This window comes from uncultured Maricaulis sp. (assembly GCF_905480005.1).
Classification (GTDB): Bacteria; Pseudomonadota; Alphaproteobacteria; order Caulobacterales; family Maricaulaceae; genus Maricaulis.
In genome coordinates, this window is the sequence record NZ_CAJQOO010000041.1 from 1 (window position 1) to 12,008 (window position 12,008).

Below are 12,008 nucleotides of genomic sequence, written 5' to 3' on the forward strand. Positions count from 1 at the left end.
TGAAACAACCCTCGACGACGCTGTCAGTCTCGCCAAGCGTGATAGTCGCCGCTACGCCAAACGGCAGGGGACATGGTTTCGTAATCAGGCGGCCAGCTGGGACCGGATAAACACGCTGGACCCGGCCGCTGCCCGCGACGCGCTGGCTGTCCTGCTCGAGGGGGAAGCGACATGAAGACAGTGTTTGCAGCGACGAGCCTGACCCTGACCCTGACCCTGACCCTGACCCTGACCCTGACCTTGGCCCTGGCCGGACCGGCACCGGCCCAGAGTCAGGAAGACACGGTTGCCGCGATCATGCAGGCCGACCGCGACTTCGCCGCCATGGCAGCCGAGGAGGGGGCCGCCGCTGCCTTCGGGCACTGGATGGATGCGACCGAGGGGCGTCTTGTCCGTGGCACGCCCGACCCGGTCGTGGGCACGCAGGATATCGCGCCGCTCTATGAGCCCTTCACAGGTGATACCCTGTTGCATTGGGAGCCCTCGGAAGGCTTTGCCGGCAGCGGTGACGATTTCGGCGTCACCTGGGGGGTGTGGAGCATTCATACCGATGGGGATCAGGCGTCTGTTGCGGTGGCGCGCGGGACCTATGTGACGGTCTGGCATCGCAATGATGCCGGTGAGTGGCGCGGCCTTCTGGACATGGGTACGGAAGACCCGTCCTATCAGCCAGAGCCAGCCGGGAGTGAGTCGTCCGATGACGGTGGAGACCAGTGAGCCGCTTTATTCGGCCGATATTGACCTAGAACCCGTAAGACAATGCCGCCTGGCGATCGTCGGCTATGGCAATCACGGCCGGTCGCACGCGCTCTGCCTGCGCGATAGTGGCGTCAGTGAAATCCGCATTGCCCTGCGGGAAGGCTCACCCTCGCGCGTCACGGCCGAGGCCGACGGGTTCGATGTGGTTTCCCTGCCGGATGCTGCGGCCTGGGCCGATGCAATCTCGCTGCTCGCGGCGGATGAAGCACACCGTCAGATATGGACCGACGCGATCCTGCCTCACCGCAAACCGGGCCAGGCGCTGATCCTGTGTCATGGCTTCTCCATCCATTACGGGCTGATCGAACCGCCGGCGGACGCCGACATCATCCTCGCCGCGGCCAAGGGGCCGGGCGGTGCCGTGCGTCAGGAATTCGAGAAGGGGAAGGGGTTGATCGGCTTCTGGGCGGTCCATCAGGACGCCTCCGGACGGGCTCGCGAGCTGGCGCTGGCCTATCTCGCCGCGATTGGCTCGGGCGAAGTCGGCATCTTCCCGACGAGTTTTCGCGAGGAAACGGTTTCCGACCTCTTTGGCGAGCAGGTTGTCCTGGTCGGCGGCCTCGTCGCACTGGCCAAGGCCAGCTATGAGCGCCTTGTTGCCGCCGGGGTCAGCGAGCGCATGGCCTATATCGATTGTGTCCACGAGATCAAATACCTCGCCGACCTGATCCAGGCGCGCGGGATTGCCGGGATGTATGAGGCGATTTCGGATACGGCAGAATTCGGCGCGCGCCAGATCGAAGACAAGATTGCCGGGCCGGAGCTGAAAGCCGTTTTCGACCAGGCGATGGCGGATATCGAAACCGATCGCTTTGCCCGCAAATGGGTCGAGACCTATGAGGCCGGCGATGCCATGAAGGCAGAACGGGCCGCTGACCGGGCCTTGCCGATCGAGGCCGCGGGCGCTGAACTGCGCCGACGGATTTACGGTGCCACGAAATAGCCAATAAGCCCCGCCACCTGTAATAGAGTTATTCGGAACCAGAATCGCGCGCGGGGGCGAGACATGTCATTCAATCCAGTGAAAGTTCGACGCTATGGCGAGCCCAAGGAAGTCGTCGCGCGGGTTTTCGAGGAGGTCGGCGGTATTCCGACGGTCATGGAATTGCTCGATCTGAGCCGGACTCGCGTTTATGCGCTGGCCGATCCGGACTCGACCAACGAGATTTCCTACGCCCGCATTGCCAAGCTGACCGAGTCCGGTGCGTCCGCGGCCGCCCAGCATCTGGCGGCGCTGGCGGGCGGTATTTTTCTGCCGATCGAGAAGGCGGATGATGCCAATTGGCTGGCCCTGGCCGGTGAAGCCAGCCGTCGCAATGCGCGAAATATCTCCGCGATCATGGAAAGTCTCAGCGAAACCGAGCGCTCGCCGGGCCGGATCGACCAGGAAGAAGCCCGCGATATTCTCAAAGTCCTGGACGAGCAATTGGGTGTTCTGGCCATTCAGCGGGCCAAGCTTGCGGCGATCGCCTCCGGAGAAGCTGTCGACATGTCGGGCGAGCTTCTGCGCCAGGAAAACGGCGCTGATTGATTGCCCGACGCGCAAAGCGTGCTTAGGTAAGCGAGTCTCCGTTTGGTCCGGAATTCTGTCGTGATGAACCGACTCACCGATTTTTTCCTGCGCATGGACGCGCGTGCCGCGCGCGCCATAGGCGTGTCTGTGGTGCTCTTCCTTGTGGTGGCACTGGTTTTCGTGATCGGGCGCTTCGTGCTCGATATCGAACCCGGGGCTGCGGGCAGCTGGTTTCGCGCCTCGGCCAGTGAATGGTACGCCCTGCCGCTGACCATCCTGGTCTTTACCGCCCTGTCATTCCTGGGCGCGCCGCAATTCGGTCTGATCGCCGCCTCCCTGGTTGCTTTCGGACCGACAACCGGTGCGATCTATGCGTTTGTCGCGACCCAGTTTTCCGCTGCGGTGAATTATGTCATCGGGCGCTTCTTCGGTGCGGACATCCTCAAGCGCTATGGCGGCGACTGGGCCAATCGCATTTCCGACTTTATCGGGCGCAATGGCCTGCTGGCCTCGATGGTCGTGCGGTGGGTGCCGTCGGGGCCGTTCATCATGGTCAATATGGGGTTCGGCGTCGCGCGCACGCCCTATTGGGCCTTTGCCCTGGGGACGATGCTCGGCTCTGCCCCGAAGATCTTCATTGTGGCACTGATGGGCGAGAGCATCCGCACCATGCTGACCGAGGGCAAAGTCCTGCTGGGCATTGCTTTCGCGGCGGCGGCCCTGGCCTGGATCGGCATCATGCTGGTCGCGCGCGGATGGCTTCGGCGCAATCGTGCGCCCGCTGCTGCCAAACCGGATGATGCCGCCAAAGAGCCGTAATCCGGGGCGAGAACAGCTCAAACCCGGCCGCCCAGTCCTAAAGACTGGTTAAGACCTGCCCACTATGACCGGGAATGCCCGTGCGCCCCTTGCAATCTTGCTCGGAGCATCGCACAAGAAAAACAGTTGCATCGCGGCTTTGCCGCCACACTTTTCGAGATTCAGCACCCCCATGCTCAACAGCCTCTTCGGTTTGCTCTCTGCGGATATCGCCATCGACCTGGGAACGGCGAACACGCTCGTCTACGTCAAGGGACGCGGCGTCGTGCTCAACGAGCCGTCAGTCGTCGCCTACAAGGTCGAAAAGGGCCGCAAACACGTGCAGGCGGTGGGGGCCGAAGCCAAGCTCATGCTCGGCAAGACGCCCGGCAATGTCGAAGCGATCCGGCCGATGCGCGACGGTGTGATCGCCGATTTCGACGTCGCCGAGGAAATGATCAAGCATTTCATCCAGAAAGTGCATAACCGCCGGGCGATGGTAAGCCCGCAAGTGGTGATCTGCGTGCCCTCCGGTGCCACGGCCGTCGAGCGCCGCGCCATCCATGAGAGCGCCCTGGGTGCGGGGGCCCGCAAGGTTTACCTGATCGACGAGCCGATGGCGGCTGCCGTCGGTGCCGGCCTGCCGATCGACGAACCGACCGGTTCGATGATCGTTGATATCGGTGGCGGCACCACCGAAGTGGCCGTGATGTCGCTCTCGGGCATTGTCTATTCGCGTTCGGTCCGCGTGGGCGGCGACAAGATGGACGAAGCCATCATCAATTATATCCGACGCTCGGCGAATCTTCTGATTGGCGAGACGTCGGCCGAGCGCATCAAGAAGGAAATCGGGTCGGCCATGCCACCGGTGAAAGGCGAAGGCCTGTCGCTGGACATCAAGGGGCGTGACTTGATGAATGGTGTCCCGCGCGAGATCGCCGTGACCGAAGCCATGATCGCCGACAGCCTGTCCGAGCCGGTCGAGCAGATCGTCGAGGCGGTCAAGCAGGCGCTCGAGGCCACGCCGCCGGAGCTGGCGGCCGATATTGTCGACAAGGGTATTGTCCTGACCGGTGGCGGGGCTCTGCTGCGCAATCTCGACACCGAGCTGCGTGAACGCACCGGGCTGCCGGTGAGCTTGGCTGATGAGGCCCTGTCCTGCGTGGTGCTGGGCTGTGGAAAAGCCGTGGAAGACCTTCGGATCTGGCGTCCCATCCTCTCCGAAGCTGTGTAATCTCCACCTCGAAACGGGGGAGAAGGAGTGAGGCGTGGCGTCGCGACGCTCGACACGACATGACGGTGAGCAGGGCATCCGTTTTTCGCGGACGCTATTCATTGCCCTTCTCGTCGTTTCCGGCGCGTTGATCGCCTTTGATCGCCCGGCTTCCCGCTCAGCCCCTTTTGCCAGTTTCCGCGCCGGCTTTACCGATGTTTCAGCGCCGCTCCTGGATCTCGTCGCCAAGCCTTTGCGGGCGATCAAGAATATCGGGCCCTATTGGCGTCGCCAGGGTGAGCTCGTTGCCGAGAATGACCGCCTCCTCCAGCAATTGACCGAAGCGCGCTACTGGGAAGATCTGGCCTATCGCCAGCGCGACCGCATCGAGGTCTATGAAGACGTGCTCGATGTGGAAAGCGCCGCGATCGAGGATCGTATCGGCGCCTGGACCGTGGCCGATCCGCGTGGCCCCTTCGTTCGCGCCCGCCTGATCGGTCGCGGTAGCGACGCCGGCATTCGCAACGGCTACCCTGTGATCAATCTCTATGGCCTGGTGGGCCGGGTCTATGAGACCGGTCGCCGGTCGGCGCGTGTCCTCCTGCTCACCGACCTCAATTCCCGCGTGCCTGTGATGGCCGATCGCTCCAATGCCAGAGCCATTCTTGTTGGCGACAACTCGGAGTTTCCACGGCTCGATTATGTCGGTCGGGCACCGGATATCCAGCCGGGCGACCGCATTGTCTCGTCCGGTGATGACGGCATCCTGCCGCGTGGTCTGCCGGTGGGGGAGGCGGTCGCAACCCGTGACGGCGGCTGGCGCGTCCGGCTTTACTCCGATCAGGCACCGGTCGATTTCGTCTGGGTCTGGCCCTTTCAGCGTGTGACCGCGCCGGTTCCGGAAAGCGAGCCGGACATTCCGCTGACAGAGGAGGCGCCGGTTGCTGACCAGGCGGGCGCTGACCAGCCGGGCGCTGAACCGGCAGGCGATGGGCCGACCAGTTCTGAAGACGCGAGCCCGGACCAGGGCGACGCCGCCGTCGACGACTCTGATACGAATGCAACACCGCCCGACGGGACTGCGACGGAGGATAACCGGTGAGGAAACCGACTGATCGCAATTCGCCATGGCTGGCTGCGACCGGCTGTATCGCCTCGGTCCTGATCGCCCTGATCATCCAGGCGTCTCCGACCCGTCTTGTCGATGGCCTCACCATCATGCCGACCTGGACGCTGATGGCGATTTTCCTGTGGGCGAATGTCCGGCCGCAATTCATGCCGCCGATCGCGGTCTTTGCCATCGGCCTGACCCAGGATTTGCTGACCGGGGCGCCGATGGGGGTCTGGGCACTGGCCTATCTGGTTTCAATCTCGGTCTTCCGATTCCGGGGCGAGGATGGCATGCCGCGCGACTTGCCGCCGGTCCTGCTGCGCTTTGGTGCGACGCTATTGCTGGCCCATGGCATCGCCTTTGCTGCCGGCAGTTTCGCGCTTGAACAGATGGCGGATCTGCAGCCCCTGGTGATCGAGATCGTGGCCTCCATCCTGATGTTTCCATTGCCGGCCTATCTTGTCCTGCGGCGTCGCCGGTCGCGCGGGTCGGGCTTTATCGGGGGGTGATGACAGTTATTCATGCGCGCTGACCGACAGGAACAGGATCTCAAATTCACCCGTCGTGCCCTGCTGATGGCGGGCGCCGGCGGGTTGGCCTTCCTGGGGCTGGGCGCACGGCTGTATTCGCTTCAGGTCCTGGAGACCGAACGCTACCGGCTGATGTCGGAAGACAATCAGTTCAATTTCAATCTCCTGCCGCCATCGCGTGGCCGCATCCTCGATCGCTTCGGCGTCGCCGTCGCCGACAATCGCGACAGTTATCGCGTTCTTCTTGTCCCCGAACAGTCCGGCGATGTGGCGTCGGCGCTCGACCGGCTTCAGCCTTTCCTGCCGCTCGGCAATTATGAGCGTGAGCGCATCCTGCGGACCGCCCGCAGCCAGCGCAGCTTTCACGCCATTACCGTCGCGGATGATCTCGACTGGAACACGTTTGCGTCGATCAATCTCAGCGCGCCCGACCTGGCCGGTGTGACGCCGGATGTCGGCGAGGTGCGCTCTTATCCCTATGGGCCGGCCTTTGCCCATGTGCTGGGTTATGTGCAGCCGCCGAATGATGAGGACATCGCCAATAATCCGCGGGATGCCGAACGCCTCCTGCGCCATCCGGGTTTCCGGATCGGCAAGACCGGGGTTGAGATCGCCCGCGAAAGCGATCTGCGTGGCGAGTCCGGCGCGCTCAAGACCGAGGTCAATGCACGTGGCCGTGTGATCCGCGAATTGCCGGAGCAGTCCACCGAGCCGGTCGCCGGGCGTGACGTGGTGCTGACCCTTGATGCCGACATCCAGCGCTACGCGCATGAACGCCTGGGCCAGGACAGTGGCTCGGCCGTGGTGATGGACGTCAATACCGGCGAGCTTATCGCCCTGGTCTCATCGCCCAGTTTTGATCCCAATCTCTTCGTTGGCGGCATTTCCTCGGCGGACTATGCAGCGCTGCGGGAAAATGACCGCAACCCGCTGTTCCAGAAATCCATTCAGGGGACCTACCCGCCGGGTTCGACCTTCAAGGCCGTGGTCGCCGCGGCGGCGCTGGAACATGGTGTGGTCCCGCCGAGCGAGACGGTGCGCTGTACCGGTTCGGTGCGTCTGGGTGATCGCGAATTCCACTGCTGGCGCCGCCGGGGCCATGGTCTGGTCAATCTGCGCGAAGCGGTGAAGACATCCTGCGACATCTATTTCTACGAGATCGCCGAGCGCCTTGGCATTGATCGCCTGCATGAAATGGCGACCCGGTTCGGGATCGGAGAGCAATTCGATATCGGCATCGCCGGCGTCCGCCGGGGCAATATGCCCAACCCGGCCTGGAAACGGTCGCGCTATGATCAGGGCTGGTCGACGGGTGACACCTATAATACCGGAATCGGGCAGGGATTTGTGACGGCGTCACCATTGCAGCTGGCGGTGATGACCGCGCGGGTGGCGTCGGGGCGGGCCGTATCGCCGACGCTCTACCGGAATGCCATGATGCCGCCTGCCCAGCATATCGGCGTCAATGATGATGCCCTGGCCCAGGTGCGTGACGGCTTGCGCGCCGTGGTCGAGGAAGCCGGTGGCACGTCCTTCTCGCTCGGCGGGTTGGGCATTGATGATATCGAGATGGCCGGCAAGACCGGTACCGCGCAGGTTTATTCCATCACCGCTGCCGAGCGTGAAGCCGGTGTGCGCGAGCAGGAAGACCTGCCCTGGCGCCTGCGCGACCATGGTCTTTTCATGTGCTATGCGCCGGCCGACAATCCGAAATATGCCTGCGTGGTCGTCATCGAGCATGGTGGCGGTTCGTCCGCGGCCACACGTCCGGCCCGGGATATCCTGCGCCGCGTTGTCGCCCGTGACCCCTCCAGCCGGGCCGGTGTCTTCGCCGATCTTGGCAATGACCGCCCGGGAGGCGCCTGATGGCCGTTTTCCGCGAGAGCGTGCCGCGCGACATCCCCGGCAAGATGATGGAGCTCAACTGGACGCTGGTCCTGCTCCTCGCCCTGCTCGGCGCGGCCGGCGTCGGCATGCTCTATTCTGTTGGCGGCGGCAGCTGGGAGCCGTGGGCGATCAATCACGCCGTCCGTTTTGCGCTCGGCTTTGTCGGCATGATCGTGATCGCGATGTTCCCGCCGCGCTTCTGGATGGGTCTGGCCTATCCGGTCTATGTCGGCGCCCTGATCCTGCTTGTCCTGGTCGAGATTGCGGGCGTGACAATCAATGGGGCCCAGCGCTGGGTTGATCTCGGGCCCATCCGTCTCCAGCCGGCGGAGATCATGAAACTGGCCCTGGTGCTGGCTCTGGCGCGTTTCTATCACGACCTCGAGGACATCAAGGTCACGACGATTTCCGGCCTGCTTCCGCCCCTCCTGATCATCGGCATCCCGGCCATCCTCATTGTCAGCCAGCCTGATCTGGGTACGACCCTGCTTCTGGCCGCGACCGGGGTCATGGTGATCTTCATGGCGGGGCTCAGCTGGTGGTTCATCCTGGCGGTCGCCGGGGTCGGGCTTGCCGGTATTGTCGGGATCGGCGTGTTCGGGCTCGAGAATATTCTCGCCGACTATCAGATGGACCGCGTCCACGCCTTCCTCAATCCGGATTTCGATCCGCTGGGTATCAATTATCATCCCAACCAGGCCGTGATCACGCTCGGCTCGGGAGGCATGACCGGCAAGGGCTTCCTTGAGGGCACCCAGTCCAAGCTGGGCTATCTGCCGGAGATGCAGACCGACTATATCTTCACGGCATTGGGGGAGGAGTTCGGTTTCGTTGGCGGCATCGCCGTGTTGGCGGTTTATGCGCTGATCATGGCCCAGGGTTTGATTATTGCGATCAGCTGCAAGTCGCCCTTCCTGCGATTGATGACGATCGGTGTGATCACGACCTTTGCCTCCTATGTCTTCATCAATATCGGCATGGTGTCGCGCCTTTTGCCGGTGGTTGGCGTACCCTTGCCGTTGATCTCCTATGGCGGGACGGTTGTCCTGGCCGTGATGGCCGGTTTCGGCCTCATTCTGGGCGCGCATATTCACCGCAATGCGGAACCGCCGCGCGGAGCCGGGCTGTTCGGCTGATATTGCGCCGCACTGCAACAACGTCGCGTGCTTGACCGGCTGGGCCGGTTGGGGAAGTGTGCGCGGCAATTCTGTAAGGGGTGGACGCGCCTTCGCGTCCTGTTTCAGGGGAGAGTCTCATGGCGGCAACACCAGCCGGTCAGCACGCGCATTGGTCGTCGCGTTTCGCATTCATTCTTGCCGCGGTCGGATCCGCGGTCGGTCTTGGCAATCTCTGGCGTTTCCCGTTCCAGACGGGCGAAAATGGCGGATCGGCTTTCGTGCTGATCTATATCGGCTGTGTGGCCCTGTTCGCCCTGCCGGTCCTGATGGCCGAGATCGCCATCGGTCGCCATGCGCAGCAATCGGCCATCTCCTCAACCCGCAAAATGGCGCAGGAAGCCGGGCGATCCGCCAATTGGGCGATCGTCGGCTGGGTCTGTACGGCGGGTGGTTTCCTGATCCTGACCACTTATTCGGTGATCGCCGGACAGGTCATGGCCTATTCGGCTGCCGGTTTCGCCGGCGGTTTCGGTCAGCCTGACGGCGCCAACCTGTTCTACCAGGGCGCCTTCACCCAGCTCGCCTGGCATGCCGGCTTCATGATCATCACCGTGCTGATTGTGGCGCGGGGCCTGAAGGGCGGGATCGAACAGGTCGCGACCTTCCTGATGCCGCTTTTCTTCGTGATGCTGATCGGTCTGACCATCTACTCGCTGGCCACCGGTGCCGCCTCGGAGGCGATTGCCTACCTGTTCACGCCGGACTTCTCGGCCGTGACCGGGCAGACCTTTGTCGCCGCGCTCGGCCAGGCCTTCTTCTCGGTCTCCGTCGCCTCGGCCATCATGATCACCTATGGCTCTTATCTGTCCAAGGACACCAATATCGGCTCGTCCTCGATCCTGATCGCCTCCGCCGATACCGCGGTGGCGCTGATCGCCGGCCTGATGATCTTCCCGATTGTCTTCATGGTGGGTATCGATCCGGCAGCAGGCCTGGGCCTGATCTTCACCGCGCTTCCGGCCGTTTTCGCCGACATGCCGGCGGGCAATATCATCGGTGGTGCCTTTTTCGCGCTGGCCTTCATCGCGGCAATCACCTCCTCGATCTCGCTGCTTGAAGGAACCGTGGCCTTTGTCGAGGAGCATTCCGACTTCTCGCGTCCGACCGCGGCCTGGCTGCTCGGCTTCTTCGCCTTCATGATCGGTGCCGGTGCCGTCTGGTCGTCAGACTTCGGCGGCCTGTTCGTCGACTGGCTGTCCGGCAGCTTCCTGCTCCCGCTCGGCGGTCTGCTGGTTGCGGTCTTTGCCGGTTGGGTCATTCCCAAATCGCTGATGCGTGAAGAATTGAGCCATGCCTCGAACGGCCTGTTCGCCTTCTTCCACTTCTGTGTGAAGTTTGTCGTGCCGCCGGCCATCGGCTTCATTCTCTTCCTCGGCCTGGACGCCAAGTTCAATGGCGGTGCCATTGGTTCAATGCTGGGTCTCGGCTAGCCGAACGAGTCGGCAAAGGCGTCGGTCGCCCGCACGAGTGCGTCGACCACGCCTGGCTCGCCGGCCGCATGGCCGGCATCGCCAATCATGTGGAGCCTTGCCCGCGGCCAAGCCCGGGCGAGGCTCCATGCCGTTTGGGGCGGGGTCACGACGTCATAGCGGCCCTGGACGATGACACCGGGCAGGTGATTGTAACGGCCGGCATCCTCGAGCAATTCGCCATCGCGTTCGAAAAAGCCGCGGTGGAAGAAGTAATGGCTTTCCATCCGGGCGAGGGCATCGGCGCGGATCGGGTCGGCGAGCGGTGCCGACGGGTCGCCGGTCATCGAGATCAGCGCACTTTCCCAGCGTGACCAGGCCAGCGCGTCCGGACGACGCCTGATTATGTCCGGCTCGGCCAGGCGCTCATAATAGGCGCGGATGATATCGCCACGCTCTTCCGGGCTCAAAGGGTCGACCAGCCGCTCCCAGGCATCCGGGAAGAGCATGTTGGCGCCGTCCTTGTAGAACCAGTCGAGCTCGCGCTGGGTACAGGTGAAGATGCCGCGCAGGATCAGACCGATACAGCGATCGGGGTGGGCGCGGGCATAGGCAAGGGCGAGGGTCGCGCCCCAGGAACCGCCGAACACCACCCATTTGTCGACGCCCATGACCTCGCGAATGCGCTCCATGTCGTCGATCAGGTCCTGGGTGGTGTTATGGCTCAGCTCGCCATGCGGTGTGGAGCGACCACAGCCCCGCTGGTCGAACAGGATGATGCGGTAGCGGCGCGGGTCGAAGAAGCGGCGCAGGGCAGGCGAGACACCGCCCCCGGGACCGCCATGCAGTGTTATGACGGGCAGCCCGTCCGGGCGACCGCATTCCTCGATATAGAGGTCATGACCATTGCCAACCGCCAGTCGCGAGGCCTGAAGGGGCCGGATCGGCGGATAGAGGAGGCGTCTGGAGTAGGAGGCATCCATATCGTTCACTGTGCCGTTAGCCAGTCATAAACACAATAAACCATAGCCTAAATGGCCTTCGCTCTGTATCGTCACAGGCGATTTGGGGCTGTCAATCGTTCTTGGGAACAACCGTGTGATGATCGCATTCCGGCGCGCTCTGCTAGCCATTTGTTTTTGCAGTCTTGCTTCCGCGTGCGCGAGTGCGCCGATCTCGGTCGCGGCCTCTTCTTTCCCGGGTTCCCGTACCGCCTCCACACCGGCTCAGCTTGAGCTGGAGCGTGCAACCGACGCTTTCACATCCGCGCTCGAGACGCGTGGTCTGATCCGGGAAGCCAGTTCGGTGGACACGGCGATGCGCTGGATGAACCAGCTGGCCGGCCAGGATGCTGAAACCGATGCGAGCGGTCTCGCGCTCTACGTCGAAACCGCCGAGCTCGACCTCACGACCCTGCCGGCGATAAACCGGGTTGCCATCCATCTTGTCGAGACCTGGCAGGGTGCGGCGAGCATTGATGCCGCCTCGCGTGTGCTCATGAGTGAAGGCGCCGGCCTGTCGCGCTCTGACGTGACCGATGCACTGGGCGCCGTGGAAACGGCCATGGCCAATGCCCAGACGGCGCAGTCGGTCTTCGAGGCCGCCATGCT

General features: G+C 63.3%; 12 protein-coding genes and 1 pseudogene. 12 read left to right on the top strand and 1 reads right to left on the bottom strand.

The features are described from left to right. The 11 genes and pseudogenes from QZ266_RS05055 to QZ266_RS05105 all read left to right on the top strand — a co-directional run. Nucleotides 1-175: pseudogene (locus QZ266_RS05055) on the top strand (tRNA (adenosine(37)-N6)-dimethylallyltransferase MiaA); the annotation flags it as partial. Then, nucleotides 172-717 (top strand): hypothetical protein, encoded by a 546-nt coding sequence (locus QZ266_RS05060; RefSeq protein ID WP_295692171.1) that lies wholly within the window; start codon nt 172-174, stop codon nt 715-717. The pseudogene QZ266_RS05055 and the gene QZ266_RS05060, both read left to right, overlap by 4 nt. Beyond that, nucleotides 698-1,702 (top strand): ketol-acid reductoisomerase, encoded by a 1,005-nt coding sequence (gene ilvC, locus QZ266_RS05065; protein ID WP_295692173.1) that lies wholly within the window; start codon nt 698-700, stop codon nt 1,700-1,702. The genes QZ266_RS05060 and ilvC overlap by 20 nt, the downstream gene beginning before the upstream one ends. A 63-nt stretch (nt 1,703-1,765) precedes the next feature. Next, nucleotides 1,766-2,290: a hypothetical protein gene (locus QZ266_RS05070; RefSeq protein WP_295692175.1), complete on the top strand. Its 525-nt coding sequence runs from the start codon at nt 1,766-1,768 to the stop codon at nt 2,288-2,290. A 63-nt stretch (nt 2,291-2,353) separates the two neighbouring features. After that, the gene (locus tag QZ266_RS05075) at nt 2,354-3,091 is read left to right on the top strand and encodes a TVP38/TMEM64 family protein (protein WP_295692193.1); all 738 of its coding nucleotides are present in this window, start codon (nt 2,354-2,356) and stop codon (nt 3,089-3,091) included. Nucleotides 3,092-3,263: 172 nt separating this feature from the next. Continuing rightward, nucleotides 3,264-4,304 carry a rod shape-determining protein gene (locus tag QZ266_RS05080; RefSeq protein ID WP_291889023.1) on the top strand — a complete coding sequence of 347 codons (1,041 nt, stop codon included), beginning with the start codon at nt 3,264-3,266 and terminating at the stop codon, nt 4,302-4,304. Nucleotides 4,305-4,338: 34 nt separating this feature from the next. Beyond that, the gene (mreC, locus tag QZ266_RS05085) at nt 4,339-5,385 is read left to right on the top strand and encodes a rod shape-determining protein MreC (protein ID WP_295692179.1); all 1,047 of its coding nucleotides are present in this window, start codon (nt 4,339-4,341) and stop codon (nt 5,383-5,385) included. After that, entirely contained in the window at nt 5,382-5,903 is a 522-nt protein-coding gene (mreD, locus tag QZ266_RS05090; protein ID WP_295692182.1) for a rod shape-determining protein MreD, read from the top strand. Before mreC ends, mreD begins: the two co-directional genes overlap by 4 nt. A 12-nt stretch (nt 5,904-5,915) precedes the next feature. After that, on the top strand, nt 5,916-7,790 hold the full coding sequence (gene mrdA, locus QZ266_RS05095) for a penicillin-binding protein 2 (protein ID WP_295692185.1): 1,875 nt from the start codon (nt 5,916-5,918) through the stop codon (nt 7,788-7,790). Continuing rightward, nucleotides 7,790-8,947 carry a rod shape-determining protein RodA gene (rodA, locus tag QZ266_RS05100; protein WP_295692187.1) on the top strand — a complete coding sequence of 386 codons (1,158 nt, stop codon included), beginning with the start codon at nt 7,790-7,792 and terminating at the stop codon, nt 8,945-8,947. Before mrdA ends, rodA begins: the two co-directional genes overlap by 1 nt. Before the next feature lie 119 nt (nt 8,948-9,066). Beyond that, nucleotides 9,067-10,419: a sodium-dependent transporter gene (locus QZ266_RS05105; protein WP_295692189.1), complete on the top strand. Its 1,353-nt coding sequence runs from the start codon at nt 9,067-9,069 to the stop codon at nt 10,417-10,419. Here QZ266_RS05105 and pip read toward each other — a convergent pair. Further along, nucleotides 10,416-11,381: a prolyl aminopeptidase gene (gene pip / locus QZ266_RS05110; protein WP_295692196.1), complete on the bottom strand. Its 966-nt coding sequence runs from the start codon at nt 11,379-11,381 to the stop codon at nt 10,416-10,418. The two genes, QZ266_RS05105 and pip, sit on opposite strands and share 4 nt — an antisense overlap. Nucleotides 11,382-11,715: 334 nt before the next feature. Between pip and QZ266_RS05115 the strand changes: the two genes are divergently transcribed. Beyond that, a partial coding sequence (locus QZ266_RS05115) for a hypothetical protein (protein WP_295692192.1) occupies nt 11,716-12,008 on the top strand: 293 nt, incomplete at its 3' end.